The 26,153-nt window shown below is 72.9% G+C and carries 28 protein-coding genes; 18 read left to right on the top strand and 10 right to left on the bottom strand.

What is annotated here, in order from left to right; translation table 11 throughout:
* The first annotated feature begins 92 nt into the window (after positions 1–92).
* The gene (locus DRV84_RS08745) at positions 93–1,289 is read left to right on the top strand and encodes a phosphoglycerate kinase (RefSeq protein WP_115979506.1); all 1,197 of its coding nucleotides are present in this window, start codon (positions 93–95) and stop codon (positions 1,287–1,289) included.
* 71 nt (positions 1,290–1,360) lie between these two features.
* Complete coding sequence (locus DRV84_RS08740) at positions 1,361–2,254, top strand: fructose bisphosphate aldolase (protein WP_115979505.1); 894 nt, start codon at positions 1,361–1,363, stop codon at positions 2,252–2,254.
* A 294-nt stretch (positions 2,255–2,548) separates the two neighbouring features.
* On the opposite strand, the gene DRV84_RS08735 is transcribed toward DRV84_RS08740, so the two are convergent.
* Positions 2,549–4,174, bottom strand: a complete 1,626-nt coding sequence (locus DRV84_RS08735; RefSeq protein ID WP_115979504.1) for an acyl-CoA dehydrogenase family protein — start codon at positions 4,172–4,174, stop codon at positions 2,549–2,551.
* A gap of 137 nt (positions 4,175–4,311) precedes the next feature.
* On the opposite strand from DRV84_RS08735, the gene DRV84_RS08730 reads away from it, so the two are divergent.
* Positions 4,312–4,611, top strand: coding sequence for an FtsB family cell division protein (locus tag DRV84_RS08730; protein WP_115979503.1), 300 nt, complete (start codon positions 4,312–4,314; stop codon positions 4,609–4,611).
* Between the two features lie 136 nt (positions 4,612–4,747).
* Positions 4,748–5,212 (top strand): hypothetical protein, encoded by a 465-nt coding sequence (locus DRV84_RS08725; protein ID WP_115979502.1) that lies wholly within the window; start codon positions 4,748–4,750, stop codon positions 5,210–5,212.
* A gap of 501 nt (positions 5,213–5,713) precedes the next feature.
* On the opposite strand, the gene ndk is transcribed toward DRV84_RS08725, so the two are convergent.
* Together ndk and DRV84_RS08715 are read right to left on the bottom strand one after the other, a co-directional pair.
* Entirely contained in the window at positions 5,714–6,136 is a 423-nt protein-coding gene (gene ndk, locus DRV84_RS08720) for a nucleoside-diphosphate kinase (RefSeq protein WP_115979501.1), read from the bottom strand.
* A 99-nt stretch (positions 6,137–6,235) separates the two neighbouring features.
* Positions 6,236–7,219, bottom strand: a complete 984-nt coding sequence (locus tag DRV84_RS08715; protein ID WP_115979500.1) for a DUF3179 domain-containing protein — start codon at positions 7,217–7,219, stop codon at positions 6,236–6,238.
* A gap of 143 nt (positions 7,220–7,362) precedes the next feature.
* Here DRV84_RS08715 and DRV84_RS08710 point away from each other — a divergent pair, with 143 nt between their 5' ends.
* A complete protein-coding gene (locus DRV84_RS08710) occupies positions 7,363–7,881 on the top strand; it encodes a glutathione peroxidase (RefSeq protein WP_115979499.1) in 519 nt (172 codons plus the stop codon).
* Positions 7,882–8,403: 522 nt separating this feature from the next.
* Here the strand turns inward: DRV84_RS08710 and DRV84_RS08705 are convergent.
* The 3 genes from DRV84_RS08705 to DRV84_RS08695 form a co-directional block, all read right to left on the bottom strand.
* Positions 8,404–9,105, bottom strand: a complete 702-nt coding sequence (locus DRV84_RS08705) for an alpha/beta fold hydrolase (protein WP_115979498.1) — start codon at positions 9,103–9,105, stop codon at positions 8,404–8,406.
* 70 nt (positions 9,106–9,175) lie between these two features.
* Positions 9,176–10,159 carry an alpha/beta hydrolase gene (locus DRV84_RS08700; RefSeq protein ID WP_115979497.1) on the bottom strand — a complete coding sequence of 328 codons (984 nt, stop codon included), beginning with the start codon at positions 10,157–10,159 and terminating at the stop codon, positions 9,176–9,178.
* Positions 10,156–10,917, bottom strand: a complete 762-nt coding sequence (locus DRV84_RS08695) for an alpha/beta fold hydrolase (protein ID WP_115979496.1) — start codon at positions 10,915–10,917, stop codon at positions 10,156–10,158. The genes DRV84_RS08700 and DRV84_RS08695 overlap by 4 nt, the downstream gene beginning before the upstream one ends.
* Before the next feature lie 264 nt (positions 10,918–11,181).
* On the opposite strand from DRV84_RS08695, the gene thrS reads away from it, so the two are divergent.
* Together thrS and DRV84_RS08685 are read left to right on the top strand one after the other, a co-directional pair.
* The gene (gene thrS / locus DRV84_RS08690; RefSeq protein ID WP_115979495.1) at positions 11,182–13,140 is read left to right on the top strand and encodes a threonine--tRNA ligase; all 1,959 of its coding nucleotides are present in this window, start codon (positions 11,182–11,184) and stop codon (positions 13,138–13,140) included.
* 527 nt (positions 13,141–13,667) lie between these two features.
* Positions 13,668–14,276: a flavin reductase family protein gene (locus DRV84_RS08685; RefSeq protein WP_115979494.1), complete on the top strand. Its 609-nt coding sequence runs from the start codon at positions 13,668–13,670 to the stop codon at positions 14,274–14,276.
* A 3-nt stretch (positions 14,277–14,279) separates the two neighbouring features.
* On the opposite strand, the gene DRV84_RS08680 is transcribed toward DRV84_RS08685, so the two are convergent.
* Entirely contained in the window at positions 14,280–14,528 is a 249-nt protein-coding gene (locus tag DRV84_RS08680) for an accessory factor UbiK family protein (RefSeq protein ID WP_115979493.1), read from the bottom strand.
* Positions 14,529–14,732: 204 nt separating this feature from the next.
* On the opposite strand from DRV84_RS08680, the gene lgt reads away from it, so the two are divergent.
* The 4 genes from lgt (at position 14,733) to DRV84_RS08660 (ending at position 18,453) form a co-directional block, all read left to right on the top strand.
* A complete protein-coding gene (gene lgt, locus DRV84_RS08675; RefSeq protein ID WP_115979492.1) occupies positions 14,733–15,635 on the top strand; it encodes a prolipoprotein diacylglyceryl transferase in 903 nt (300 codons plus the stop codon).
* Entirely contained in the window at positions 15,632–16,699 is a 1,068-nt protein-coding gene (locus DRV84_RS08670) for a class I SAM-dependent methyltransferase (protein WP_115979491.1), read from the top strand. The genes lgt and DRV84_RS08670 overlap by 4 nt, the downstream gene beginning before the upstream one ends.
* Positions 16,696–17,451 carry a peptidoglycan editing factor PgeF gene (gene pgeF / locus DRV84_RS08665; RefSeq protein WP_115979490.1) on the top strand — a complete coding sequence of 252 codons (756 nt, stop codon included), beginning with the start codon at positions 16,696–16,698 and terminating at the stop codon, positions 17,449–17,451. Before DRV84_RS08670 ends, pgeF begins: the two co-directional genes overlap by 4 nt.
* Before the next feature lie 396 nt (positions 17,452–17,847).
* A complete protein-coding gene (locus DRV84_RS08660) occupies positions 17,848–18,453 on the top strand; it encodes a Hint domain-containing protein (protein ID WP_158547781.1) in 606 nt (201 codons plus the stop codon).
* Positions 18,454–18,456: 3 nt separating this feature from the next.
* On the opposite strand, the gene DRV84_RS08655 is transcribed toward DRV84_RS08660, so the two are convergent.
* A complete protein-coding gene (locus tag DRV84_RS08655) occupies positions 18,457–18,957 on the bottom strand; it encodes an Lrp/AsnC family transcriptional regulator (RefSeq protein ID WP_115979488.1) in 501 nt (166 codons plus the stop codon).
* A 191-nt stretch (positions 18,958–19,148) separates the two neighbouring features.
* Between DRV84_RS08655 and trxB the strand changes: the two genes are divergently transcribed.
* The 4 genes from trxB (at position 19,149) to DRV84_RS08635 (ending at position 23,406) form a co-directional block, all read left to right on the top strand.
* Positions 19,149–20,117, top strand: a complete 969-nt coding sequence (gene trxB / locus DRV84_RS08650; RefSeq protein ID WP_115979487.1) for a thioredoxin-disulfide reductase — start codon at positions 19,149–19,151, stop codon at positions 20,115–20,117.
* A 141-nt stretch (positions 20,118–20,258) separates the two neighbouring features.
* Positions 20,259–21,962 (top strand): bifunctional sulfate adenylyltransferase/adenylylsulfate kinase, encoded by a 1,704-nt coding sequence (locus DRV84_RS08645; RefSeq protein WP_115979486.1) that lies wholly within the window; start codon positions 20,259–20,261, stop codon positions 21,960–21,962.
* Between the two features lie 50 nt (positions 21,963–22,012).
* On the top strand, positions 22,013–22,705 hold the full coding sequence (locus tag DRV84_RS08640) for a hypothetical protein (protein WP_115979485.1): 693 nt from the start codon (positions 22,013–22,015) through the stop codon (positions 22,703–22,705).
* Between the two features lie 5 nt (positions 22,706–22,710).
* Complete coding sequence (locus DRV84_RS08635) at positions 22,711–23,406, top strand: glycosyltransferase family 2 protein (RefSeq protein WP_115979484.1); 696 nt, start codon at positions 22,711–22,713, stop codon at positions 23,404–23,406.
* Positions 23,407–23,422: 16 nt separating this feature from the next.
* Here DRV84_RS08635 and DRV84_RS08630 read toward each other — a convergent pair whose 3' ends face one another.
* The gene (locus DRV84_RS08630) at positions 23,423–23,650 is read right to left on the bottom strand and encodes a DUF1150 family protein (protein WP_115979483.1); all 228 of its coding nucleotides are present in this window, start codon (positions 23,648–23,650) and stop codon (positions 23,423–23,425) included.
* Positions 23,647–24,072, bottom strand: a complete 426-nt coding sequence (locus DRV84_RS08625) for an Hsp20 family protein (RefSeq protein ID WP_115979530.1) — start codon at positions 24,070–24,072, stop codon at positions 23,647–23,649. The genes DRV84_RS08630 and DRV84_RS08625 overlap by 4 nt, the downstream gene beginning before the upstream one ends.
* Before the next feature lie 155 nt (positions 24,073–24,227).
* On the opposite strand from DRV84_RS08625, the gene DRV84_RS08620 reads away from it, so the two are divergent.
* The 3 genes from DRV84_RS08620 to DRV84_RS08610 all read left to right on the top strand — a co-directional run bounded on the left by DRV84_RS08620 (position 24,228) and on the right by DRV84_RS08610 (position 26,096).
* Entirely contained in the window at positions 24,228–24,452 is a 225-nt protein-coding gene (locus tag DRV84_RS08620) for a YdcH family protein (protein WP_115979482.1), read from the top strand.
* An 80-nt stretch (positions 24,453–24,532) separates the two neighbouring features.
* Positions 24,533–25,021: a 5-(carboxyamino)imidazole ribonucleotide mutase gene (gene purE / locus DRV84_RS08615; protein ID WP_115979481.1), complete on the top strand. Its 489-nt coding sequence runs from the start codon at positions 24,533–24,535 to the stop codon at positions 25,019–25,021.
* On the top strand, positions 25,014–26,096 hold the full coding sequence (locus tag DRV84_RS08610; protein ID WP_115979480.1) for a 5-(carboxyamino)imidazole ribonucleotide synthase: 1,083 nt from the start codon (positions 25,014–25,016) through the stop codon (positions 26,094–26,096). The genes purE and DRV84_RS08610 overlap by 8 nt, the downstream gene beginning before the upstream one ends.
* Positions 26,097–26,153: the final 57 nt, after the last annotated feature.

Raw genomic sequence — 26,153 nt, 5'->3', positions numbered from 1 at the left:
CGCGGCAAGCCCCGCGACGATCGGATTGACCGGCGCGCCGCTTCCGTCGAAAAGGCGCGCGCAATCCGAGGCGAGCAAGGGGGGACGCGGCGATGAGCTGGAAGACGCTGGACGACATGGCGCTCGAGGGGCGGCGCGTCCTGGTCAGGGTCGACATCAACGTGCCCGTGCAGGACGGCCGCGTCACCGATCCGACGCGCATCGACCGCGTCGCGCCCACGGTGCGCGACATCCTCGCGCGCGGGGGGCGGCCCGTGCTGCTCGCGCATTTCGACCGCCCCAAGGGCGAGCGCGTGCCGGAGATGTCGCTCGCGCCGCTGAAACCCGCGCTCGAGGCGGCCTTCGCCGCGCCGGTGCGCGTCGCCGAGGACCCGGTCGGCCCGGCCGCGGAGGCCGCGGCCGAGGCGCTGCCCGCTGGCGAGGTGCTGCTTCTGGAGAACACGCGCTTCGAGCCCGGCGAGGAGGCGAACGACCCCGCCCTCGCGCAGGGCTTCGCCCGCCTCGGCGACGTCTACTGCAACGACGCCTTCTCGGCGGCGCACCGCGCGCATGCCTCGACCGAGGGCGTCGCGCATCTGCTGCCGTCCTGCGCGGGGCGGCTGATGGAGGCCGAGCTCGGCGCGCTCGAACGCGCGCTCGGCGATCCCGAGCGCCCGGTGATCGCCGTGGTGGGCGGCGCCAAGGTCTCCACGAAGCTCGACCTCTTGCGCAATCTCGTGGAGCGGGTGGACATGCTGGTGATCGGCGGCGGCATGGCGAACACCTTCCTCTACGCCGCGGGTTTCGACGTGGGCCGCTCGCTCGCCGAGCGCGACATGGCCGGGACGGCGCGCGAAGTCGCTGCGCGCGCGGCCGAGACGGGCTGCGAGATCCTCCTGCCGCGCGACGTGGTGGTCGCCGAGGCGCTCGAGCCCCACGCCGCGCACGAGACCTGCCGGATGGAGGACTGCCCAGAGGACCGGATGATCCTCGACGCCGGGCCCGACAGCGTCGCCCATATCCGACAGGCGCTGGAGCGCGCGCGCACGCTGATCTGGAACGGCCCGCTCGGCGCCTTCGAGGTGCCGCCCTTCGACGAAGCGACCACCGCCTGCGCGCGCCATGCCGCGCAACTCACGCGGGACGGCCGCCTCGTCTCGGTCGCGGGGGGCGGCGACACGGTCGCGGCGCTCAACCACGCCGGCGTGGCGGAGGCCTTCAGCTACGTCTCGACGGCCGGCGGCGCCTTCCTCGAGTGGATGGAGGGCAAGGAGCTGCCCGGCGTCGCGGCGCTGCGCGCGTCCGCGTGAGCGGCGCGATTGCGCGGCGCGGCGGCTTTTTCTAGAGACCTGACGCAGGGACACGTGGAGCGAGAGGCCCAATGCCGAGCGAAGACCAGATCAAGCAGATGACCGAGGGGCGCGGCTTCATCGCCGCGCTCGACCAGTCGGGCGGCTCGACGCCCAAGGCACTCGCCCTCTACGGCATCCCGGAGGATCGCTATTCCTCCGAGGCGGAGATGTTCGACCTCGTCCACGAGATGCGCACGCGCATCGTGCGCTCGCCCGCCTTCTCGGGCGACAAGGTGCTCGGCGCGATCCTCTTCGAAAAGACGATGGAGCGCGACTTCGCCGGCGTGCCGGCGGCGCGTTTCCTCTGGGAGCAGAAGGGCGTCGTGCCCTTCCTCAAGATCGACAAGGGGCTCGCTCCGGCGGAGGACGGCGTGCGCCTGATGAAGCCGAACCCCGATCTCGACGCGCTGCTCGACCGCGCGATAGAACACGGCATCTTTGGCACCAAGGAACGCTCGGTGATCGACGCGGCCTCGCCCTCGGGCATCGCGGCGGTCGTCGCGCAGCAGTTCGAGATCGCGCGGCAGGTGCTCGACAAGGGGCTCGTCCCGATCGTCGAGCCCGAGGTGACGATCACCATCCCCGACAAGGAAGAGGCCGAGCGCCTGCTCCTCGAGGAGATCACCGCGCAACTCGACGCGCTGCCCGAGGGGCGGCAGGTGATCCTCAAGCTCTCGCTGCCGACGATGCCCAATTTCTACGCGCCGCTCGTCGTCCACGACAAGGTGATGCGGGTGGTCGCGCTCTCGGGCGGCTGCACGCGCGAAGAGGCCTGCAAGCTTCTGGCGCAGAACACGGGCGTGATCGCCAGCTTCTCGCGCGCGCTGACCGAGGGGCTGACCGCCGATCAGGACGACGCGGCCTTCGACCGCACGCTGCAGGAGGCCGTCGACGCGATCTACGCCGCGTCCGTCGCGGGCTGAGGCGGGGCGCGCTCGTGCGTCACGGGCGACGGCGCCGGGCGGATGTCGATCCCTCCCGCGCGGCGGATCGTGCGGGCCGATCCCGACCAGCTTGCGGGACGCGTCGATCTTGATTGTCGCGCAGGCCCCGGGTGGCCGGGCTCCATGGCGACGGCCGGTCGGGCCGTCGCGGCGCGGGCGCGCCGCTCCAGGGGCCGGGCGCGAGGGATGGGCGGCATCGCACCGGGGCGCTGCGGGGGCGCGTCTCGGCCCAGGCGCCGCCTTCGCCCGCCCCATACCGCAGGAGCTACTCCTTCACCCCGCCGCGAGGCGTTCGAGGATCGCGCCCTCGTCCAGCCCGGCGACCGCCCCCGGCATCAGGCCGCGCGGCGCGCCGAGGCGGGTGCGCGCGTAGCCCGACGCCACCGGCTCCGGCGCGGTGCGGATCAGGACCGCGGCGGTGAAGAGCGCGCCGAGGCTCTCGGCGAACCAGCGCGCCTCGCCCTCGGGCGGCAGGCCGGGCCAGCGCGCGCGATGCGCCGCCCGCGCGGCGTCGAAGGCGGGCTCGGCCCCCTCGACCGCGTCGAATTCGGCCTCGAGCGCCTCGGCCGCCACCGGCTCCCGCGCGAGCGTGCGCAGGATGTCGAGGCAGATCACGTTGCCCGAGCCCTCCCAGATGCCGTTGAGCGGCGCCTCGCGGTAGAGCATCGGCAGGGGCGTGTCCTCGACGTAGCCCATGCCGCCCATGACCTCCATCGCCTCGCCGATGACCGGCACCGCGCGCTTGTTCGAGACGTATTTGGCGAGCGCCACACTGATCCGCGCGAGCGCGCGGTCGCCCTCGTCCGCCCCGTCGAAGGCGCGCGCGGCGCGCAGCCCGGCGGCGAGCGCCCCTTCCCAGTCGAGCGCGAGATCGGCGAGCACCGCGCGCATCAGCGGCTGATCGATCAGCCGCTTCTGGAACGCGCGCCGCCCCTCGACCCACCAGAGCGCCTCCGTGAGCGCGGCGCGCATGAGCCCCGCGGGCGCCATGGCGGTGTCGAGCCGGGTGTGGTGCACCATGCGGATGATGGTGCGCACCCCCTGCCCCGCCTCGCCGAGGCGATGGGCGACCGCGCCCTGATACTCGATCTCGGCGGAGGCATTGGCGCGGTTCCCGAGCTTGTCCTTGAGCCGCTGGAGCCGGATCGCGTTGCGCGCGCCCTCCAGCCAGCGGGGCACGAGGAAACAGGTGAGCCCCGCCTCGGTCTGCGCGAGCGTCAGGAAGCCGTCGGACATCGGCGCCGAGCAGAACCACTTGTGCCCCGTCAGCCGCCAGAGATCGCCGTCGGGCGCGGCGCGCGTGGTGTTGGCGCGCACGTCCGAGCCGCCCTGTTTCTCGGTCATCGCCATGCCAAGGGTCGCGGCGCGCTTCGCCCCGATGGGCGCGATCGCGGGATCGTAGGCGCGCGCGGTGAGCTTCGGGACCCACGCCTCGGCGAGCTCTGCGTCGGCCTGAAGAGCGGGCACCCCGGCGTAGGTCATCGTCAGCGGGCAGCAGACGCCCGGCTCCACCTGGCTCAGCAGATAGACCATCGCGGCGTGGGCGACGTGCCCGCCGGGCCGCCCCTCCCAGGCGGCGGCGGCGTAGCCCGCCTCCATCCCGGCCTGCATGAGCGCGTGATAGCCCGGCGCGAAGCGCACCTCGTCGAGCCGCCGCCCGCCCCGGTCGAAGAGCGCGAGCCGCGGCGCGTCGCGGCGCGCCTCCTCGCCGTCCCTGCGCGCCTCGGCGCTGCCGAAGCGGGCGGCGGCGGCCGCGACCGCCGCCGCGTCGCCGTCCTGCGCGGCGACGCCCGCGCGCAGGGGCGCGTCCCCGACCCAGAGATCGGGCGGCGGCGGCGCGCCCGGCTGGTTCTCGACCGTATGGGTGGCGAGCCGGTCGGCGGGCGGCGGACGGGTCATGGCGGGCCTCCTCTGTGCCGCCAGCCTAGGGCGCTCGACGGCACGCGAAAACCGCGTCACGAGGGATTCCCTGCGCGAATCGCCTGTGTCATACTCCCGGCGAGCGCCACGTCAGAGGGCGCCCGACGAGGCAGAGCATGACCCACCGCAGCCGCCCCGCCTTCGGGGTGATCGCCTTCTTCGCCATCGCCTTCGGGCTGGGGCTCTATTTCGCCTTCGCCGCCGTGCAGGGCGACTACGGCCTCTTCCGGCGCGCCGAGGTCGAACTGGAGGCGGCGCGCCTCGGGCAGGAGCTCGCCGCGCTGGAGGCGGAAATCGCGCGGATGGAGAACCTCACCCGGCGCCTTTCAGACGAGAGCCTCGACCTCGAGCTGCTCGACGAACGCGCGCGCGACGTCCTCGGGCTCATCCGCTCCGACGAGATCGTGCTGCGCTGAGACAGCGGCGCGCCGTCGTTCCTTTTCCCGGCTCCGGTTAACAGCCGTCAATGCACGCGCCGCGCGGCGCGCCTAGCCAGACGAGGCCCGGCGGCGGTTCGCCCCGGGGTCGAGGCGCTGAGGAAAGGAAAGCCGCATGGCGAAGCAGACGACACCGCAGATGTCCGATCTCATGCAGCCGATGCAGATGATGACGCAGTTCTCCCTGCCCGCGGCCGCGATGGCGCCGCAGGCGGAAGTCATCTGGCAGACGCAGAAGTCCCTGATGCAGGAATGGGACCGCTACGCCCACGCCTGGTTCGAGCGCCGCCGCGACGCCGCGGAGAGCGCGCAGCGCTGCGCCGAGCACATGCGGAAGGCCAACGGGGACGGCGCGCCGGAGGAGACGGTCGCGGAGATCAACGGCTGGCTCTCGGAGGAGATGAAACGCCTCTCGACCGACGCAGTGGAGAACATGGAGTTCTGCATGCGCTGCTTCGGCCTGATGTCGCAGGGCGCGACCTCGGCGGGCGAGCGCCTGTCCGAAAGCGTCGCCGAGGCCGGCGAAGAGAGCGCGAAGGCCCCGGCGAAGCGGGGCGGCGCGAAGTCCACCGCCGTCTGAGCGCGGCCCACGCGCCCGCCTTGGCGCAACGCGCGGTCCGTCGGGATGGCGGTGCGACGTGCTTTGGCCCTGACGCGAGGGAGCGCCGAGGCGCTGCCCTGTGTCTGACGTGGGCCCTGATGCGGCACGAGCGCGTGTGCACGGCGCTCGGGAGGCCGCCCGTGTCGCCGCCGCCCGATCGACTTGGAGAGCGGTGCGGTCGACAAGCGGCGCTTGATCTCAGCGTCCGACTGAAGGGGCCGCCCGGCCCATGGCGCAGTCTGGCGGGTGCGGGTCGTCGCCTGTAGCCGCAACGCGCCAAACGGCCGCGAACCGCCCCGGCCGCCCGAGGCAGGCGCTCCGAGGCCCGCGCTCCGCAATGTCAGCGCGCGGGCCACCACGCGCCGAACGGCCGCGGACAGACCGAGTCCCACAGAGGCGAGTGCTCCGCGATGGCAGCGCACGGGCCGCCACCGCGAACGTCGGCCGCGCCCGGGTCACGCCCCGGGCGCGCGCCGGGTTTCAGCCCACGATCTCGAGGCCGGAGAAGAAGAAGGCGATCTCCTCGGCCGCGGTCTCGGGCGCGTCGGAGCCGTGCACCGAGTTCTCGCCGACCGAATCCGCGAACTCGGCGCGGATCGTGCCGGGCGCGGCGTCGGCGGGGTTGGTGGCGCCCATGACTTCGCGGTTCCTGGCGATCGCGCCCTCGCCCTCGAGCACCTGCACGACGACCGGCGCGGAGGCCATGAACTCGCAGAGCTCGTCGTAGAAGGGGCGCTCCTTGTGGACGGCGTAGAACGCGCCGGCCTGCTCCTTGGTGAGCTGGATGCGCTTCTGCGCGACGATGCGCAGGCCCGCCTCCTCGAACTTGGCGTTGATCTTGCCGGTCAGGTTGCGGCGCGTGGCGTCGGGCTTGATGATCGAGAGGGTGCGTTCGATGGCCATGAGGGTCCCCGTTCCAATGAGAAAGAGGGCGCGCGCAACCGCCCGCGCCCCGATGCGCGCGAGCGGTTAGCATGCGCCGCGGCCCTTGAAAAGCCGCGCTCAGCGCGGCCCGCCCTCAAGCATCCAGGTGCCCTCGGGCCAGAAGGCGTCGAAGGTGAAGGCGAACATCACGTCGTGCGTCACGTCGCGGCCCTGCCCGTCGCGCACGCGTACCGATCCGATGTCGCGCCCCTCGGCGACGCGGCCCGCGTCCAGCGCGGAGGCCTGCCCCGGCCGCCAGCTGAGCACCACGCCCACCTCGCGGATCACCTCGCGCTCGGCGAGCCGCGCGAGCGGCCAGGCGCGGTCGTCCACGCGCACGACCCGCTCCAGCGGGCGCAGCCCGTGCGGCGGATCCTCGCCGGCGTAGAGAAAGGGGCGGTCGGCGCTGTCGTAGCCGCGATAGGGATTGGCGCCGTAGCGGCGGTTCCAGTCAGGCTCGTCCATGACGACGCCCTCGGGATTGCGCGCGGCGAACTGCGCCCAACCCTCCATCCAGGTGGGCACCGTCTCGAGCACCGTTCCGGTCATCTCGCCCACGATCGCCTCGCCCAGCGCCTGCTGCCACCAGCTTTCCGTCTCGCGGTCGTACATGATCATGTCCGAATGCCGGAGCTTGCCCGAGACGCCGAAGGTGAGCACCCGCCCGTCCACCCGCCTGTCGAAGGTGATGCCGGAGTTGCAGAGCGGGCAGTAGGTCACGGCGACGGGGCGACCGGCGATCCGGTCGTTCACGATCTCGTGCCACATGAGATAGCGGATCGGATAGGCGCGCGGCACCGCGCCCGCCATCTCGACGGCGATCACCGGCTCGCGCGGGCCGAGGCGGTCCTCCGCGCCCACCGGGATGAAGGCAGGCTCCGAGAGCGCCGGGATGCCGTCCTTCGGCGGGCCGCCCGAGATCACCTCGTCCCAGTCCTCGAGCGTGGTGCGCGAGAAATCGGTCTCGGGCCATTCGGCGGCCCATCGCGCGGGGTCGGCCGCGGCGGAGACGGCGAACAGGCCGAGCGCGAGCGCGGCGGCGGCGTGGCGCAGGGTGGGCATCGCGGGTCCTCCTCCATCGATGCGCGCAGCCTGCGCCCGAATCGCCCCCGCGCCTACTGGGCGCCACGCGCTTGTGAGCGCGCGTGTGGGCTTGACCGGCCGGCGGGGCCGCTACCTTTGGCAGAGACACAGGGAGTGACGCCATGCGCCTGATCCTCGCCGCCGCGCTATCGCTCTGGGCCGGCCTCGCCGCCGCCGCCGACTGGACCTTCGACAGCATCGACGGCGGAGAGATCCGCCTCTCGGACTACGCCGGCCAGCCGGTGCTGGTGGTCAACACGGCCTCGCTCTGCGCCTTCACGCCGCAATACGAGGGGCTTCAGGCGCTCTACGACCGCTACCGCGACGCGGGCCTCGTCGTGCTCGCCGTGCCTTCGCAGGACTTCCGCCAGGAGCTCGAGAGCGAGGCGGAGGTCAAGGAGTTCTGCGAGCTGACCTTTGGCCTCGACCTGCCGATGACGACGATCACCTCCGTGCGCGGCGATGGCGCGCATCCTTTCTACGCCTGGCTCCGGGACGAGGCCGATTTCGTCCCCGGCTGGAACTTCAACAAGGTGCTCCTCGACGGCGAGGGCCGGGTCGCGGCGACCTGGGGCTCGGCCGCCCGCCCCCTCTCGCCCGCGATCACCCGGCGGATCGAGGGGCTGCTGCCGCAGGGCTGAGCGGAGGCGCCGCTGTCGTGGAGCGGTCCGGGCCGCGGTGGGGCCGGCCGCGGCGCGGTATGAGGCCACGCGACGGGCAAGCTGGCCGAGAGACGTCTTTCAAGGCGCGCAACCGAGCGGCCAAGCGTCTCGCGCGACGGCCGCGGCCGGACCGCCGGTAGCGCGCAGGGCCTCGCCGCCGCGAGCACCCGCGCCGCGCCTTCGGCCGCCACCCGCCGGCCCACTCCCGACAGGGACAATCCGCGCGGGTCGCCGCAGGCTGGCGCCAAGGCGAACTGCGAGCCGGCCGCTACCTTACGTCACCCGGCGTCCCGCGTCCGACAGAGACAGTCCACGCAGCCCGGGCGGGCGCGCGCCAGGCCGGACCCCGAGCCGGCGGCGCCCAAAGCTGCGCGCGCGAGGGAAACCTTCCGCGCAACCGGCAGGTCAGGCGCCAGGCCGCCGCCCCGCGCAGACCGCGATCCGGCGGCGCCCGGCGACCCGCTACCGCCGGGAACCTTGCGCGCAACCGGCAGTTCAGGGCTACGCCGTCACCGAGAGCCAGCGGGCGAGCGCCGCGGTCACGGCCTCCGGCGCTTCCAGCGTGGGCAGGTGCCCGGCCTCCTCCACCACCTCGAGCGTCGCGCCGGCCATCAGCTCGGCCATCAACTCGTGTCGGGTGCGCGGGCACATGGTGTCATGCGCCCCGCAGAGCACGAGCGCCGGCCCCTTGTAGCCGCTCAGCGCGGTCTGCTGATCGCGCCGGCGCTGCAGCGCGCGCATCTGGCGCACGAAGACCTCCGGCCCCAGCGTCGCGGCCATCTCGCGCAAGGTGTCGAGCACCTCGAACCGCTGCGGCCCGGGAGCGAGGTGGTCGGGGCGCAGCACCGCCGCGACGGCCGCCTCGAGCTGGCCGGCGCGCGCCTTGGCGATCAGCGGCTCGCGCCAGGCCGCGGCCTCCGGGCTCTCGGCGAGCGGGTCGGTGTCCATCAGGGCGAGCCGGGCCACCCGCTCCGGCGCGCGGCGCAGGATCTCCATCGCCACGATCCCGCCCATGCTGAGCCCCGCCAGCGCGAAGCGCGGCGGCAGATGCGGAATGAGCGCGGAGGCGATCTCCTCCACCCGCTCGCCGCCGGTGACGGGCGCCACCGTCACGGGGCGCGTGGCCCCGAGCGCGAGGATCTGCGGCAGGAAGAGCCGCGCGTCGCACATGAGGCCGGGCAGCAAGACCAGCGGTTCGCTCATCTCGGATCGTCCCCCGCGTCACGTTGCGGCGTCGAGGGCTAGCACCGCCCGCCCCCGGCCGCCAGATGGCTCAGCGCAGCGCGTGCCTGCGCAGCCAGTCGGTCATCTCCGCCACCGCCGGTCCGGTCAGCCCCGGCGAAAGGATGTCGCCGGCCAGCACATGCGCGGCCGGGTCGTCCCCGGGCCCCGGCGTGACCGGGCGCAGGCGGACCGGTCCGCCCCAGCCGCCCGCCATGCTGCGAATCGCGTCGGCGCGCACCACGCGGTCGGCGTCGGAGAACCAGAAGAGCGCGGGCACCTCGACCGCGCCGGGCGGAAGGGCGCGCGCGGCCGCGACCGTCGCGGCCATGGGCACCACCGCCTCGATCGGGTAGCGCGTGGTCCAGTAGCGCGCGTGACGGTCGTTGCGCGGGGTGAAGCGCCGCTCGCCCCCCGCGACCCACGGCAGCCAGAGCCGCGCCGCGGGCCACGTCAGGAGCGCCGCGCGCGGGTCGTTCACGCCGTAGTTCGGCGAGACGAAGACCGCCGCGGCCACGTCCCGCGCCATTGCCGGGTCGGCGAGCGCGAGGGTGGCGAGCGTCGCGCCGGTGGAGGTGGCGATCACGGCGACGCGGTCCCCGGCGGCGCGCGCGGCGGCGAGGCCCTCGGCCACGTCCGCCATCCAGTCCGCCGCCGTCGCCTCGGCCATGGCGGCGCCGTCGCGCCCGTGCCCCGTGAGCCGCGTGTAAACGAGGTTCGCGCCCAGCGCCGCGGCCACGCGGTCGGGCACGGGGCGGATCTCTTCGGAGGTCGAGGAGAAGCCGTGCACGTAAAGGAGCGCGAGCGGCGTGACGGCCCCCGCGTCGCCGGCCCAGATCACCCGCTTCTCCGTCCCCGGCGTGACCCCCGGCACGCGCGCCTCCGCCGCGGCGAAATAAGCGTCGAGATCGGCCCCGAGGCGCGCGGGATCGAAAGCGGCGCGCGCCGGCACCGCTTCGCGCGGGCCGAAGACCCAGAGCGCCACGCCCGCCAGCACGAGAAGCGCGAGCGCCCCGCGCGCGGCGCGCCCGATCACGCCGCCGCGCCCGCGCGGGCGAGCACCGCCTCGACGCTCTCGCCGATGAGCGCGAGGCAGTCCGGATCGGAAAACCGGTGGTCCGCGCCGTCCACCAGCGTGAGCCGCATGTCCGGCCCCGTCGCGTGGTCGAGCAGCCGCAGCGCCACCGCGCGGTCCACATCCGCGTCCGCCGTGCCCTGCAGGAAGCGCACCGGAAACGGCAGGTGGAGCGGCGCGCGCAGCACCAGATGCGCGCGCCCGTCCTTGATCAGCCGCTTCGTGACCGGATAGGGCGCACCGTAATCGGAGGGCAGATGCACGACGCCCTCGCGCTCCAGCGCGGCGCGCTGATCGGCGTCGAAGCCCGCCCACATCGCGTCCTCGGTGAAATCCGGCGCGGCCGCCACGGTGACGAGGCCCGCCACCCGCTCCGGCGCCGCGCGCGCCGTCAGGAGCGCGAGCCAGCCGCCCATCGAGGAGCCGACGAGCACCTGCGGCCCCTCCGTCAGCGCGTCGAGCGCAGCAGCCGCGTCCTCGGCCCAGTCGCCGATGCCGTGATCGGTAAAGGCGCCCCCGCTCTGCCCGTGGCCGGAATAGTCGAACCGGACGAAGGCCCGGCCCGCCCGGCGCGCCCAGTCCTCGAGCCAGAGCGCCTTGGTGCCCTCCATGTCGGACATGAAGCCGCCGAGAAAGACGACCCCCGGCCCCTCCCCCTCGGTGCGGTGGTAGGCGATGCGCCGCCCCTGCGGCGTCTCGAGATACTGCGGGTCGCTCATGCGCGCCTCCTCTTGCCCCGGGGCGAGACTGCCCGCTCGCGCCGCGGGAGAAAAGGGCCCGGCGGGCGCTCCTCGGTCCCTTCGGTCCCTCCTCGCGACGACCGACCGGCGGGAGGGAGGAGCGCCCCGGCGCGCCGGCGCGGTTCGATGCGGCCCGCTGCGCGCCGCCCGCGTTGACTTTCCGCCGGCGCGCGGCCATTCAGCGCGCGAACCCGACCCGCAACCGGGCGCTCGGTAGGCGCCGAACCGACGAGGAGAGCGGACATGGCCCTCGACCAGTCCACCGTTTCCCTGACCTTCCCCGATGGCTCCGTCCGCGAGTTTCCCGCCGGCACCACGCCCGCCGAGGTCGCCGCGAGCCTCTCGAAGTCGCTCGCCAAGAAGGCGATCAGCGCGCAGGTGAACGGGCGCCACCACGACCTGCAGTGGCCGATCGAGGCGGACGCCGAGATCGCCATCAACACCATGGCCGACGACGCGCCCGCGCTGGAGCTCATCCGCCACGACCTCGCCCACATCATGGCGCGCGCCGTGCAGGAGCTCTGGCCCGAGACGAAGGTCACGATCGGCCCGGTGATCGAGCGCGGCTGGTACTACGACTTCGACCGCGACGAGCCCTTCACGCCCGAGGACCTTGGCGCGATCGAGGCGAAGATGCGCGAGATCATCGCGGCGCGCGATCCGGTGACCACCGAGGTCTGGGACCGCGAACGCGCGATCCGCCACTACGAGGAGAAGGGCGAGCCCTTCAAGGTCGAGCTCGTGGAGGCGATCCCCGAGGGCGAGCCGGTGCGCATGTACTGGCACGGCGACTGGCAGGACCTCTGCCGCGGCCCGCACCTGAGCCACACCGGGCAGGTGCCCGCCGACGCCTTCAAGCTGATGAAGGTGGCCGGCGCCTACTGGCGGGGCGACTCCAACCGCCCGATGCTGCAGCGCATCTACGGCGTCGCCTTCAAGACCCGGCAGGAGCTCAAGGACTACCTGCATTTCCTCGAGGAAGCGGAGAAGCGCGACCACCGCCGATTGGGCCGCGAGATGAAACTCTTCCACTTCCAGGAGGAAGCGCCGGGCATGGTCTTCTGGCACCCGGACGGCTGGACGATCTACCGCGAGATGCAGGACTACATGCGCCGCCGGCTCGACGCCGCCGGCTACCGCGAGATCAACACGCCGCAGGTGGTGGACCGCAAGCTCTGGGAGGCCTCGGGGCACTGGGACAAGTACCGTGAGAACATGTACATCACGGAGATCGACGAGGAGCACGCGCAGGAAAAGCGCGTCAACGCGCTCAAGCCGATGAACTGCCCCTGCCACGTGCAGGTCTTCAACACCGGCATCAAGAGCTACCGCGACCTGCCGCTGCGGCTGGCCGAGTTCGGCTCCTGCCACCGCTACGAGGCGCATGGCGCGCTGCACGGGCTGATGCGCGTGCGCGGCTTCACGCAGGACGACGCGCACATCTTCTGCACCGAGGACCAGATCGAGGCCGAATGCGCGGGCTTCATCGATCTCCTGTCCAAGGTCTACCGCGACACGGGCTTTCCGAGCTTCGACATCAAGCTCTCGACCCGGCCGGAGGTGCGCGTGGGCTCGGACGCGGTCTGGGACAAGGCGGAGGCCGCGCTCGAGAAGGCGATCCTCGCCGTGCGCAACGACTACGAGGTGGACCCGGGCGAGGGCGCCTTCTACGGGCCGAAGCTCGACTTCAAGCTGACCGACGCGATCGGGCGCGAGTGGCAGTGCGGCACCTTCCAGGCCGATTTCAACCTGCCGGAGCGGCTGGACGCCTCCTACATCGGCGCCGACGGCGAAAAGCACCGCCCCGTGATGCTGCACCGCGCGATCCTCGGGAGTTTCGAGCGCTTCATCGGCATCCTGATCGAGAACTATTCCGGCAAGCTGCCCATGTGGCTCGCGCCGCGGCAGGTGGTGGTGGCCACGATCACCAGCGACGCGGATGCTTACGCCGAGGAGGCCGTCGCGGCGCTGCGCGCGGCCGGCCTGCGCGCCGAGGCGGACCTGCGCAACGAGAAGATCAACTACAAGGTCCGCGAGCACTCGCTCGGCAAGGTGCCGGTGATCCTCGCCGTGGGCCAGCGCGAGGTGGACGAGCGCACGGTCACCGTGCGCCGGCTCGGCGAGAAGGCCACCGCGAGCGCGGGACTCGACGAGATCGTGAGCCGGCTCTCGGAGGAGGCGCGCGCGCCCGACCGCGCGTGACGGCGCGCGGCGCGGGGGCGGCGCCCGGCAGGCCGCCCGGCGCGCCGGGCGGTATAGTTCCGCGCGGCGGTCAGGCGGCGCGCCCCCGCGCGAACGGTCGGAGCCGAGCGCCCGTTCAGCGGCCGCGCGCGGTGCGCGCGACACGCTCGTTCGGGCCGCGCGCGGTGCGCGCGGCCGGGCCTCCGGCGGGGATATTTGAGCCAAGAAGAAGGGGCGGACGCGTCGGGCACGGCGCGGCGTTCGTGGCCGGAAGGGGCGGGGCGCGGGCCTCGACCGGGGGCGGCCGCGTGGCGTCGGTGCAGGTCCGTCGGTCGGATGCCATGGCCCACCGGTGGCGCGGGTCGGGCGCCCCCTCGGCCCGAGGCTGTAGGTGCGAGGGGCGTCGCCGCGCGTGGCGGGCGCGTGGGGCACCGCCGCGCACGCTCTGCGCCGGCGCACGGCGCCTCTGCGCCTACGCAGGCCGGGCGACTGGCGCCGGCGACCCCGTCGGGTTAGGCAGCGGCGCACCAAGAGAGGAGCGACGCGCGATGTTCTACCGCCCCGAGGACGGCCACGGCCTGCCGCACAATCCCTTCGGCGCGATCGTGTCTCCGCGCCCGATCGCCTGGGTCTCGAGCCGCGGCGCGGACGGGGTGGACAACCTCGCGCCCTATTCCTTCTTCAACGGCGTGGCCTATGTGCCGCCGCAGATCATGTTCGCCTCGACCGGCGCGAAGCCCGATCAGGACGCGGGCAAGGACAGCCTCGCCAACATCCGCGAAACCGGCGTCTTCTGCGTGAACATCGTCGAATACGCCATGCGCGACGCGATGAACGCGAGCTCCGAGACGCTGCCGCGCGAGGTGGACGAATTCGCCCACGCGGGCGTCGGCCGCGCCTCCTGCGAGACGATCGACTGCCCCCGCGTGGCGGGCGCGCCCGCGGCGCTCGAGTGCAGGCTGACCCGGATCGAGCGCCTGCCGGGCGCGGCGAATTACGTCGTCTTCGGCGAGGTCACCGGCGTCCATCTGCGCGACGACGTGCTGGTGGACGGCATCTTCGACGTCACGCGCTACCGCCCGCTCGCGCGGCTGGGCTACCGCGATTACACGCGGGTGGACGAGGTCTTCCCCCTCGCCCGGCCCGACGACCGCTGAGCCTCACTCGGCGTGCTTCGCCTCGAGCGCCTCGATCCGCGCCTTCAGCGCCTCGTTTTCCTCGCGCGCCTTCTGCGCCATGGCGCGCACGGCGTCGAATTCCTCGCGCGTGACTAGGTCGCGATCGGCGAGCCAGCGGTCGATCATCGAGTTCATCGCCGTCTGGGCCTCTTCGCGCGCGCCCTGCGCGACGCCCATGGCGTTGGTCATGAGCTGCGACATGTCGTCGAAAACCTTGCTGCGGGACTGCATGCGTCTCTCCGGTGTTACCTTCCCCGCTCATATGGCGCGACGTGGGCCGGCGCTCAAGGCGAAGAGGCCCGGAAGGGGCGATGAGCCGCGCCCGACGGCGAACACGACGGGGCGCGCCTCGGGGCCTGCTTGACGGGCCTGCTTGACGGGCGCGCTTGACGGGCGCGCTTGACGGGGCGGACGACACGGGGCACCTGAGAGGACATGCTGGCCGCGATCCCCTTTCCCGACATCTCGTCCGAGCTCTTCTCCGTCGAGCTCTTCGGCCTCGAGTTCGCGCTGCGCTGGTATGCGCTCGCCTATATCGTGGGCATCCTGCTCGGCTGGCGGCTCGCCGTGATGGCGGTCAACCGGCCGCGGCTCTGGCCGGGCGGAGCGGCGCCGATGACCGCGGAGCAGGTGGACGACCTGCTGACCTGGGTGATCCTCGGCGTGATCCTCGGCGGGCGGCTCGGGTTCGTGCTCTTCTACCGGCCCGGATACTACCTCGAGAACGCGGGCGAGATCCTGATGCTCTGGCAGGGCGGCATGGCCTTTCATGGCGGCTTCCTCGGCGTGGTGGTGGCCGCGCTTCTCTGGTGCCGGCGCGCGGGCGTCGCGCCGCTCAAAGCGGCCGACGTCATGGCGCTGGCGACGCCGCCGGGCCTCCTGCTCGGCCGGATCGCCAATTTCATCAACGCCGAGCTCTGGGGCCGGCCCACCGATCTGCCCTGGGGCGTGATCTTTCCGGGCCGGCTGGCGCAGGCCTGCGGGCAGCCGGTGGGCGAGCTCTGCGCGCGCCATCCGTCGCAGCTCTACGAGGCCGCGCTCGAGGGCGTGGTGCTCGGCGCGGCGCTGATCTGGCTCGCCTGGCGGCGCGGCGCCTTCGCCCGGCCGGGGCTGATCACCGGCGTCTTTCTGGCGGGCTACGGCCTCGCCCGCTTTCTCGTGGAGGTCGTGCGCCAGCCCGACCCGCAGTTCGTCTCCGAGGGCAATCCCCTCGGCCTCGCCTGGCATGTCGGGGGCGTCGGCCTGACCATGGGGCAGATCCTGTCGCTGCCGATGCTCGCCGTGGGCGCGGCGCTCGTGCTCCGGGCAATGCGGGGCCGCGGGCCGGCGCGCGCATGACCCCGCTCGCTGCGCGCCTCGACGCCCGGATCGCGCAGGAGGGGCCGCTGTCGCTCGCCGATTACATGGCCGAGTGCCTCTGGCATCCCGAGCACGGCTATTACGCGACGCGCGACCCGCTCGGCCGGGCGGGCGATTTCACCACCGCCCCCGAGATCAGCCAGATGTTCGGCGAGATGCTGGGCCTCGCGCTGGGGCAGGCCTGGCGCGATCAGGGCGCGCCGGCGCGGATCGCCCTCGCCGAGCTCGGGCCGGGGCGCGGCACGCTGATGGCCGACATGACGCGCGCCCTCGCCGCGGTGCCGGGCTGCCTCGAGGCCGCGGAAATCCACCTCGTGGAGGCCTCGCCCGCGCTCCGCGCGCGCCAGCGCGAAACGCTGGGCGACCGCGCGGTGGTCTGGCACGAGGCGGTGGGCGATCTGCCCGACGACCGGCCGCTCTTCCTCGTCGCGAACGAGTTCTTCGACGCCCTGCCGATCCGGCAGTTCCAGCGCGCCGGGGGCGAGATGTGGCAGGAGCGGCGCGTGGGGCGCGTGCAGGGGCGCCTCGCGCTCGGCCTCGCGGGGGAGGCGCCGCAGCCCGCGCTCGCCGACCGGCTGGCCGACACGGCGCCGGGCGACGTGGTGGAGGTCTGCCCCGCCGCCCCCGGCATCGCCGCGGAGATCGGCGCGCGCATCGCCCGGCAGGGCGGCGCGGCGCTGATCCTCGACTACGGCGACTGGCGCGCGCGCGGCGACACCTTTCAGGCGGTGCAGGGGCACGCCTACGCGGACCCCTTCGCCGCGCCGGGCGAGGCCGATCTGACGGCGCATGTCGATTTCGAGGCGATCGCGCGGGCCGCGCCCTGCGCCCACGCCGGGCCGACGCCGCAGGGCGTCTTTCTGGAGCGGCTCGGCATCACCGCGCGGGCGCAGCGGCTGGCCGAGCGCCTTTCCGGCGAGGCGCGCGCGCGCCACGTCGCGGCCCATCGCCGGTTGACGCACCCCGAGGAGATGGGGACGCTCTTCAAGTGTCTCGCCCTCCATCCCGAGGGCGCCCCGCCGCCGCCCGGAGTGGGTCCATGACGCTCGAGGCCATCACCGCCGACGCGCTCGCGCCGCTCCGCCACGGCTTCTTCACGCGCAAGGGGGGCGCCTCCTCGGGGGTGTTCGGGGGCCTGAACTGCGGCCCCGGCTCCTCGGACCAGGCGGAGATCGTGGCGCTCAACCGGGCGCGGGCGGCGGCGGCGCTCGACGTCGCGCCGGAGCGGCTCGTGACGCTGCATCAGGTGCACTCGGCCGAGGCGGTCGCCCTCGACGCGCCGCCCGCGACGCGCCCGCGCGCCGACGGCATGGCGACGGCGACGCCGGGACTGGCGCTCGGCGTGCTGACGGCCGACTGCATGCCGGTGCTCCTCGCCGACCGCGCGGCCGGCGTGATCGGCGCCGCGCACGCGGGCTGGCGCGGGGCGCGCGCCGGCGTGCTGGAGGCGACGCTCGCGCGCATGGGCGAGCTGGGCGCCGAGGCGGCGCGCGTCACCGCCGTCATCGGCCCCGCGATCAGCCAGTCCGCCTACGAGGTGGGGCCGGAGGTCATGGCGACCTTCCTCGCCGACGCGGCCGGGAACGCGCGCTTCTTCGCGCGGGGCGACGGCGACCGGGTGCAGTTCGACCTGCCGGCCTACGGGCTCGCGCGGCTCCGGGCGGCGGGCGTCGGACAGGCGGAGTGGGTCGGCGCCTGCACCTACGCCGACCCGGACCGCTTCTACTCCTACCGCCGGGCCACCCACGCGGCGGAGGCCGATTACGGGCGGCTCCTCTCGGCGATCCGGCTCTAGGGCGTGGCGATTCGGGCGCGCGCCGCGGCACCGATATGCCGGCGGCGGACAATGCCGCGCGCACCGGCGGATTTGGCGTCGCGCAGGCCACAATGGGCGCGCGTTTTTGACAAGGCCGCCGAAATCTGGCTCATATGCGGCGCAACGATGGCATGACGCATCTGTCCGTCTGCGGCGCTGGTGGGGGCCGGCGCGGGTGTGACCGACCCTTTGGGGGATCACATGACCACGCAGCCCCGACGCGGCCTCGCCGCCGACACGACGTCCACCGTACCGGCCGAGAGCGGCCGGTTTGCTCGGTCAGACAGGCGGCCTCGGCGCGAGCCCTCTCTCTCGCGCGTGATCGAGGCCGCCTCTCTCCGGGGCGACGGCGGGGTCGAGCTTCGCCGCCACTCTGTGCCCGATCATCCACTCTTTCTCGACGCCGCCGGCGCGCTGGCGCGCGGCACGCTTCTGCGCACGCCTGACGGGCCGGTGGCGGTGGAAGATCTCGCCCCCGGCGACCGGCTGGTGACGGTCGAGGGCGACACGGTGGCGATCCTCTGGATCGGGAGCACCACCATCGCCCCCGGCGCCGGGGCACCGCCGCTCACGCGGGTCATGCCGGAGGCCTTCGGGCCGGGCCGCCCGGCGGGCGATCTGCTCGCCGGGCCGGCGGCGCGGCGGCTGCACGCGCCCCCGGGGCTCGACCGGCTGAGCGGCACCGCCCGGGTGCTGACGCCGCTCGCCGATCTCCGCGACGGCGAGGGCGTGATCGCCGTGACGCCGCCCGGCCCGGTGCGCGTTCATCAGGTGCTGACCGAACGGCACACGGCCTGCGACGCGGGCGGGCTGATGCTCGAGACCTTTCACCCCGGCCTGCGCACGGCCGAGACGCTGGCGCCCGAGCTCCGGGCGCGGTTCCTGTCGCTCTTTCCGCATCTGACGGATTTCGCGGGCTTCGGCCCGCTCGGCTGGCCGCGCGTCTCGGGCGAGACGCTCGCCCGGCTCACCGCCGCCTGAGGCTCAGGCCGAGCGGCCGAGCCGCTCCTCGAGCACCTCGAAGGGCACGCCCGGCTCATGCTTGGCGCCGCGGATCACCAGCGAGGTCTTGACGCTCGCCACGTTCTCCGCCGCGGTCAGGTCCGAGGTCAGGAAGCTCTGGAAGGTCGAGAGGTCGGGCGCGACGCACTTGAGGATGAAATCCACCTCGCCGTTGAGCATGTGGCACTCGCGCACGAGGGGCCAGGCGCGGCAGCGCTCCTCGAAGGCGACCAGATCGGCCTCCGCCTGGCTGACGAGGCCGACCATGACGAAGACCTGCACCTCGAAGCCGAGCTCGTGCGCGTCGACGCGGGCGTGGTAGCCCTTGATGTAGCCCTGCTCCTCGAGGGTGCGCACGCGGCGCAGGCAGGGCGGCGCCGAGATGCCGACGCGGCGCGCCAGTTCGACGTTGGTCATGCGACCGTCGGCCTGAAGCTCGGCGAGAATCTTCCGGTCGATCGGATCGAGGCGCGACGACGGCATCCTGCCCTCCTGTGGGATTGCGGGTCTTATAGCAACGAGCGCGGCACGCGCAATAAAGTTTCACGTGCGCGCAACTTTCTTAAGGCACGCCCGCTCCGGCCCGCGCCGCAATGCCGCGTCCGCGGGCGCGGGCCTTTCTCCGGCGGGGCGCTTCGCATATATGCTCGGCACGGAATATCGCGGAGGGCGTCATGGGCGAGACACGGCACACAAGGCTTCTGATCATCGGCTCCGGCCCGGCGGGCTACACCGCCGGCGTCTACGCCGCGCGCGCCATGCTCGAGCCGCTGCTCGTGCAGGGGATCGAACCCGGCGGGCAGCTCACCACCACCACCGAGGTCGAGAACTGGCCCGGCGACACCGAGGTGCAGGGCCCCGACCTGATGGTCCGGATGGAGGCGCACGCGCGCGCCGTGGGCTGCGCGATCGAGAGCGACATCATCACCGACCTCGACCTCGGGGAGCGGCCCTTCACCGCCCGGGGCGACAGCGGCACCACCTACACCGCCGACGCCGTGATCCTCGCCACCGGCGCGCGGGCGAAGTGGCTCGGCCTGCCCTCGGAGGAGAAGTTCAAGGGCTTCGGCGTCTCGGCCTGCGCGACCTGCGACGGCTTCTTCTACCGCGGGCAGGAGATCGTCGTGGTCGGCGGCGGCAACACCGCCGTCGAGGAGGCGCTTTTCCTGACGAACTTCGCCTCCAAGGTGACGCTCATCCACCGCCGCGACGAGCTGCGCGCGGAAAAGGTGCTGCAGGACCGCCTCTTCAACAACCCGAAGGTCGAGACCCTCTGGTTCCACACCCTCGACGAGGTGGTGGGCACCGAGGACCCGCTCGGCGTCGAGGGCGTGCGCGTGCGCGACGTACGCACCGGCGCGGTGAGCGAGATCGCCTGCAAGGGCGTCTTCATCGCCATCGGCCACGCGCCGGCCAACGAACTCGTCAAGGACCGGCTGGAGACGCACCACGGCGGCTACGTCAAGGTCGAGCCGGGCACCACGCGCACCTCGGTGCCGGGCGTCTTCGCCGCCGGCGACATCACCGACCACGTCTATCGCCAGGCGGTGACGAGCGCCGGGATGGGCTGTATGGCAGCATTGGACGCGGAGAAATTCCTCGCCGAGCTCGGCGTCGCCGAGGGAGCGGAAGCCGCCGAGTGACGCGCGCCGGCCGGCCGTGACCGGCCGGCCACACCGTGACTGTCGATGGTAACTATCGATGGTTGCATCCGGGGCCGGCCCGCGCGAGACAGCGCGCGATCCGTCGTGACCGGCGGCGCGCCGACTCCCGAAAGCAATGCCATGACCGAAAACCTCGCCCCCCTTCCCGAACTCTACGTCTCTTCCGAAAGCGCCCAGAAGCTGAAGGCCGAGGCCGCGGACCTCGTCAGCTGGGACCTGACCCCGCGCCAGACCTGCGACCTCGAGCTTCTGATGAACGGGGGCTTTCACCCGCTGAAAGGGTTCCTGTCGGAGGCGGACTACGACTCGGTCGTCGAGAGCATGCGCCTCGCCGACGGCACGCTCTGGCCGATGCCGGTGACGCTCGACGTCTCCGAGGCGTTCGCGGAGCGGATCGAACCCGGACAGGACATCGCGCTCCGCGACCAGGAGGGCGTGATCCTCGCCACGATGACGGTCACCGACAAATGGGTGCCGGACAAGGCGCGCGAGGCGGAGAAGGTCTTCGGCGCCGACGATTCCGCGCATCCGGCGGTGCACTACCTGCACACCACGGCCGGCCGCGTCTATCTCGGCGGGCCGGTGGTCGGCATCCAGCCGCCGGTGCACTACGACTTCAAGGCGCGGCGCGACACGCCGAACGAGCTGCGCGCGCGCTTCCGCAAGCTCGGCTGGCGCCGCGTCGTCGCCTTCCAGACGCGCAACCCGCTCCACCGCGCGCACCAGGAACTGACCTTCCGCGCCGCGCGCGAGGCGCAGGCGAACCTGCTGATCCACCCGGTCGTCGGCATGACGAAGCCCGGCGACGTGGATCACTTCACGCGCGTGCGCTGCTATCAGGCGGTGATGGACAAATACCCGGCCGCGACGACGACCATGTCGCTGCTGAACCTCGCGATGCGCATGGCCGGCCCGCGCGAGGCGCTCTGGCACGGGATCATCCGGCGCAACCACGGCTGCACCCATTTCATCGTCGGCCGCGACCACGCCGGCCCGGGCAAAAACAGCGCGGGCGAGGATTTCTACGGCCCCTACGACGCGCAGGAGCTCTTCCGCGCGCATCAGGACGAGATCGGCATCGAGATGGTCGATTTCAAACACATGGTCTACGTGCAGGAGCGCGCGCAATACGAGGCCGCCGACGAGATCGAGGAGGGCGCGACCGTCCTCAACATCTCGGGCACGGAACTCCGCCGGCGCCTGCGCGAGGGGCTCGAGGTGCCGGAGTGGTTCTCCTTCCCCGAGGTGGTGGCCGAGCTGCGCCGGCGCTATCCGCCGCGCGCGCAGCAGGGCTTCACCGTCTTCTTCACCGGGCTCTCGGGCTCGGGCAAGTCCACCATCGCCAACGCGCTGCTGATCAAGCTGATGGAGATGGGCGACCGGCCGGTGACGCTCCTCGACGGGGACGTGGTGCGCAAACACCTGTCTTCCGAGCTCGGCTTCTCGAAGGAGCACCGCGATCTCAACATCCAGCGGATCGGCTTCGTCGCCTCCGAGATCACCAAGAACGGCGGCATCGCCATCTGCGCGCCCATCGCGCCCTACGCCGCGACGCGCCGCACCGTGCGCGAGATGATCGAGCAATACGGCGCCTTCGTCGAGGTGCACGTCGCCACCAGCCTCGAGGAATGCGAGCGCCGCGACCGCAAGGGGCTCTACAAGATGGCGCGCGAGGGCAAGATCAAGGAGTTCACCGGCATCTCGGACCCGTACGACGTGCCGGAGACCCCGGAGTTGCGCGTCGATACCGAGGGGCAGGACGTGGACAACTGCGCCCACCAGGTGCTTCTGAAGCTCGAGAGCATGGGGCTGATCGCCGGGTGAGGCCATGCGCGTCGCCACGACGACACGCGCCCTGCGGGTCCGAGGGTGATATGACGCGACGCACGCTCTTCGTGCACATCGGCACGCACAAGACGGGAACGACCTCGTTCCAGTCGGCGTTGGCAGAGCGTTATTACCGCCTGCGCGCGCGCGGCACGCACGTTTACATGGATGACTTGCGCGGTCAGCGGGTCGTCAACGCCGTACCCACGGCGCATTCCGTGCTTCGCCCCAGCCTGCGCACGCCGTCGCGACGCGCCGGGGTCGTCGGACGCGGCGGCGTTTTCGTGCGTGCCCGCGCCATGGCGCGTATGCACAGATTTCTCGCAGACGACGACGCGGCGCGTTTCGTCGTGAGCGCGGAAGCCTTCTGTTTCGCGCGCGACGACGCGGAACGCGCCCGTGTGAGGCGCCTGTTCGAGCGGCCCGACATCGAGATCGTGCCGCTGCTTTGCCTGAGGGAGCCGGCCGGCTGGCGGCGCAGCTGGACGGCGCATCTCGACCGCTTCGAGCCGAAGTTTCGCGGATCTCCCGGTCAGGGCCGCGACGACATTCGTGGAGACTGGTACTACGACACGGAGGCGATCCGCGAATTCTGGTCCGCGGTCGGAGATCTTCGGGTCATCGACTACGACGCGGAGGTCGCCGCGCGCGGCGACGTGGTCCCCGCGCTCTTCGAGGCGATCGGCGAGGGCGCCTCCGCTCCCTCCGATGGCCTGTTCCTCAACCGTGGATCGGACTGACGGTCTTGCGCGTCGTCGCGCTGACCTCGATCCCGCCGCGGCTGGGGCATCTGGGGCCGACGCTCGCCTCGATCCTTGCGCAGCGGCCCGCGCCCGACCGGGTGCTTCTCTGCCTGCCGCGGCGCTATGAGCGGTTTCCGGGGCCGGTCGAGGCCCCTGCCCTGCCCGACGGGCTGGAGGTTCTCTGGTCCGACGCGGACCTCGGCCCCGCGACCAAGGCGATCGCGCCCGCGCGGGCGCTCGCCGGGACGGAGGCGGCGCTCGTCTACTGCGACGACGACTGGATCTACGGCCCCGGCTGGCTTTCCGCTTTGACGGAGGGGCCGGACGCGGCGGTGCGCGCCGGCGCGTGCTTTCCGGTCGAGGCGCTGCGGCGCCGCGCGACACGCCCGCCGGGCGGCGAGACGGACGTCGCCATGGGTTTCGCCGGCGTCGCCATCCGCCCCGACATGCTGCCGCCCCGGGCGGCGGACATCCCGCCCGAGGCCTGGGCGGTGGACGACGTCTGGCTCTCGGGCGTGTTCGCCGCCGGGGGCTGGCCGATCCACCTGCGTCCGGCGGCGCGCGCGGCCTGCACGCCGCGCGATCTGCCGGGGCCGGAACTGCAAAGGAGCCGCATCGGCGGGCGCACCCGGGCGGAAGCCAATTTCGCCGCCGCCGCGGCGGTTCACCGCCGATACGGGGTCTGGCCGCCGCGCTGAACGCGACGGCTCGCGGTCAGTGCACCGTGACCGGCGCGAGGTCGTTCTGCCGCGCCAGCACGAAGGCGAGGTTGCGGTCGCGCACCAGCGCGAGGCGCTCGCCTTCGGCGCTGTGCACGGCGTAGAGCGTGTCGATGCCCTCGGCCTGCTCGCGGATGTCGTCGGGCAGCTCCGCGACCTTCACGGGGCGGACGTAGACGATCCGCTGCTCGCCCGCGTCGCCGAAATCGAATTGGGTGTTCATTGCGCTCCCCCTTTCCTGATGCTGATCGTCTGCACGACGCTCTCGGGCCGCTCCCGCGCGAGGTCTATGTGCAGAAGGCCGTTCTCCATCAGCGCCTCGCCCACCTCCACGCCGTCGGCGAGCACGAAGCTGCGCTGAAACTGGCGCGCCGCGATGCCGCGGTGCAGGAAGACGCGCTCGGCCTCGTCCTCTTCAGCCTGACGGCCGCGCACGACGAGCTGGCGGTCCTCGATGGTGATCGAGAGATCGCGCTCCGAGAAGCCGGCCACCGCCAGCGTGATGCGCCACGAACAGTCCGACGTCTGCTCGATGTTGTAGGGGGGATACCCGTCGTTGCCGGATTTCGCCGTGCGTTCGAGCAGCCGTTCCAACTGATCGAAGCCCAGCATGTGGGGGTAGGCCCCCAGACCCATCTTGCTCATCGACATGCCCTTTTGCAAAGCGACCGTCTATTGCGCCGGCCCCGTCGCGGCGACCGGGCGCAGGCGAAATATGGGCAGGCCCCGCCCCCCGCGCAAGGTCTTTGCCGGGCGGGCCGCCTGCGCTAAACTGCGCGCGTTCCACAGGAAGGCGCGCGATGAACATCCCGCTCGATCTCTCGATGAAATCCGAGGAGGTGCTCCGCCACGAGCTCGAGGTCTACCGGGCCGAGCACCGCGACCTCGACGAGGCGATCGCGGCGCTGCAGGCCCGCGGCACCGCCGACCGGCTCACCATGCAGCGGCTCAAGAAGAAGAAGCTGCAGCTCAAGGACCGCATCGCGCATATCGAGGACCTGCTCTATCCCGATATCATCGCCTGAGCGCGGGATCGCCCGGACGCGGGGCGTTGCGCCCGCCGCGCTCGATCCTGTAGGGCAGGCCGAGACACGCGGAGGAGCGCATGGGGCAGCCATCGGTCGGCATCATCATGGGCAGTCAGTCGGACTGGCCCACCCTGCGCGGCGCGGCCGAGACGCTCGACGCGCTGGAGATCGCGCACGAGGCGCGCATCGTCTCGGCGCACCGCACGCCCGACCGGCTCTGGCGCTACGGACAGGAGGCCGCCGGGCGCGGGCTTCAGGTCATCATCGCGGGCGCGGGCGGGGCGGCGCATCTGCCGGGCATGATGGCCTCCAAGACGCGGCTGCCGGTGATCGGCGTGCCGGTGGAGACCCGCGCGCTCAAGGGCGTGGACAGCCTTTATTCCATCGTGCAGATGCCGCGCGGCTTTCCGGTGGCGACCATGGCGATCGGCGCGGCCGGCGCGGTGAACGCGGGGCTCATGGCCGCCGAGATCCTCGCGCTCTCCGATCCCGACCTCGCCGCGCGGCTCGAGCGCTGGCGCGCCGATCTCTCCGCCGCGATCCCCGAGGAGCCGCAGGATGAATGACCCGCTGCCGCAGGGCTCGGTCATCGGCATCCTGGGCGGCGGACAGCTCGGGCGGATGCTGTCGGTCGCGGCCGGGCGGCTGGGCTATCGCACCCACGTCTACGACCCGGCGCCGGCGCCGCCGGCCGGCGATCTGGCGCACACGGTGACCACCGCCGGCTGGGACGACGCGCCCGCGCTCGCGGAGTTCGCGGCCGGCTGCGCCGTCGTCAGCTATGAGTTCGAGAACGTCCCCGAGGCCGCGCTCGACGCGGTGGAGGCGGAGGCGCCCGTGCATCCCTCGCGCCGCGCCCTCGCCGTCAGCCAGGACCGGCTGGTGGAGAAGGCGTTTCTGCGCGACCTCGGCCTCGCCACCGCCGATTTCGCCGCGGTGGACGACGCGCCCGACCTCGCCGAGGCGATCGCCGAAGTGGGCCTGCCCGCGATCCTCAAGACGCGGCGGCTCGGCTACGACGGCAAGGGACAGGCGCGCATCGACCGGCCCGAGGACGCCGAGGCGGCGCTCGCCGCGATGCAGGGCGCGCCCGCGATCCTCGAGCGGCGGGTGGACTTCTCGCACGAGGTCTCGGTCATCGCGGCGCGGGGGCTCACGGGCGAGACGGTCGCCTACGACCCCGGCGAGAACGTGCACCGCGACGGCATCCTGCGCACGACCACGGTGCCCGCGCGGCTCTCGGCGGCGCAGCGCACCGACGCCGCGCTCCTCGCGGGGCGCATCCTCGAGCGGCTGCGCTACGTGGGCGTCCTCGGCGTGGAGCTCTTCGTCACGCCCGAGGGGCTGCTCGTCAACGAATTCGCGCCGCGGGTGCACAACTCCGGCCACTGGACGCAGGCGGGCTGCGCCGTCGACCAGTTCGAGCAGCACATCCGCGCCATCGCCGGCTGGCCGCTCGGCGACGGCTCGCGCCACTCCGACGTGGTGATGGAGAACCTGATCGGCGACGACGTGGACCGCGTCCCCGAACTCGCGCGTCAGCCCGACGCCGCGCTTCACCTCTACGGCAAGGGGGAGGCCCGCCCGGGGCGCAAGATGGGCCACGTCAACCGTGTGACCGGCCCCGCTCGGCGGCCCTGACGGGCCATCTCGCGAGGAGCGCCCGCCCGGGCGCGCCCGAGCGCGACCGGGGCGCGC

Source organism: Rhodosalinus sediminis (assembly GCF_003385555.1).
Lineage (GTDB): Bacteria > Pseudomonadota > Alphaproteobacteria > Rhodobacterales > Rhodobacteraceae > Rhodosalinus > Rhodosalinus sediminis.
Note: the sequence above shows the minus strand (reverse complement) of the source record. Positions and strands in the feature narration are given on the sequence as shown.

Bases quoted from the DNA above. Each gene is read 5' to 3' on its own strand.
- DRV84_RS08745 (WP_115979506.1), top strand. From the start codon at position 93: ATGAGCTGGAAGACGCTGGACGACATGGCGCTCGAGGGGCGGCGCGTC.
- DRV84_RS08740 (WP_115979505.1), top strand. From the start codon at position 1,361: ATGCCGAGCGAAGACCAGATCAAGCAGATGACCGAGGGGCGCGGCTTC.
- DRV84_RS08735 (WP_115979504.1), bottom strand. From the start codon at position 4,174: ATGACCCGTCCGCCGCCCGCCGACCGGCTCGCCACCCATACGGTCGAG.
- DRV84_RS08730 (WP_115979503.1), top strand. From the start codon at position 4,312: ATGACCCACCGCAGCCGCCCCGCCTTCGGGGTGATCGCCTTCTTCGCC.
- DRV84_RS08725 (WP_115979502.1), top strand. From the start codon at position 4,748: ATGGCGAAGCAGACGACACCGCAGATGTCCGATCTCATGCAGCCGATG.
- ndk (WP_115979501.1), bottom strand. From the start codon at position 6,136: ATGGCCATCGAACGCACCCTCTCGATCATCAAGCCCGACGCCACGCGC.
- DRV84_RS08715 (WP_115979500.1), bottom strand. From the start codon at position 7,219: ATGCCCACCCTGCGCCACGCCGCCGCCGCGCTCGCGCTCGGCCTGTTC.
- DRV84_RS08710 (WP_115979499.1), top strand. From the start codon at position 7,363: ATGCGCCTGATCCTCGCCGCCGCGCTATCGCTCTGGGCCGGCCTCGCC.
- DRV84_RS08705 (WP_115979498.1), bottom strand. From the start codon at position 9,105: ATGAGCGAACCGCTGGTCTTGCTGCCCGGCCTCATGTGCGACGCGCGG.
- DRV84_RS08695 (WP_115979496.1), bottom strand. From the start codon at position 10,917: ATGAGCGACCCGCAGTATCTCGAGACGCCGCAGGGGCGGCGCATCGCC.
- thrS (WP_115979495.1), top strand. From the start codon at position 11,182: ATGGCCCTCGACCAGTCCACCGTTTCCCTGACCTTCCCCGATGGCTCC.
- DRV84_RS08685 (WP_115979494.1), top strand. From the start codon at position 13,668: ATGTTCTACCGCCCCGAGGACGGCCACGGCCTGCCGCACAATCCCTTC.
- DRV84_RS08680 (WP_115979493.1), bottom strand. From the start codon at position 14,528: ATGCAGTCCCGCAGCAAGGTTTTCGACGACATGTCGCAGCTCATGACC.
- lgt (WP_115979492.1), top strand. From the start codon at position 14,733: ATGCTGGCCGCGATCCCCTTTCCCGACATCTCGTCCGAGCTCTTCTCC.
- DRV84_RS08670 (WP_115979491.1), top strand. From the start codon at position 15,632: ATGACCCCGCTCGCTGCGCGCCTCGACGCCCGGATCGCGCAGGAGGGG.
- pgeF (WP_115979490.1), top strand. From the start codon at position 16,696: ATGACGCTCGAGGCCATCACCGCCGACGCGCTCGCGCCGCTCCGCCAC.
- DRV84_RS08655 (WP_115979488.1), bottom strand. From the start codon at position 18,957: ATGCCGTCGTCGCGCCTCGATCCGATCGACCGGAAGATTCTCGCCGAG.
- trxB (WP_115979487.1), top strand. From the start codon at position 19,149: ATGGGCGAGACACGGCACACAAGGCTTCTGATCATCGGCTCCGGCCCG.
- DRV84_RS08645 (WP_115979486.1), top strand. From the start codon at position 20,259: ATGACCGAAAACCTCGCCCCCCTTCCCGAACTCTACGTCTCTTCCGAA.
- DRV84_RS08640 (WP_115979485.1), top strand. From the start codon at position 22,013: ATGACGCGACGCACGCTCTTCGTGCACATCGGCACGCACAAGACGGGA.
- DRV84_RS08630 (WP_115979483.1), bottom strand. From the start codon at position 23,650: ATGAACACCCAATTCGATTTCGGCGACGCGGGCGAGCAGCGGATCGTC.
- DRV84_RS08625 (WP_115979530.1), bottom strand. From the start codon at position 24,072: ATGAGCAAGATGGGTCTGGGGGCCTACCCCCACATGCTGGGCTTCGAT.
- DRV84_RS08620 (WP_115979482.1), top strand. From the start codon at position 24,228: ATGAACATCCCGCTCGATCTCTCGATGAAATCCGAGGAGGTGCTCCGC.
- purE (WP_115979481.1), top strand. From the start codon at position 24,533: ATGGGGCAGCCATCGGTCGGCATCATCATGGGCAGTCAGTCGGACTGG.
- DRV84_RS08610 (WP_115979480.1), top strand. From the start codon at position 25,014: ATGAATGACCCGCTGCCGCAGGGCTCGGTCATCGGCATCCTGGGCGGC.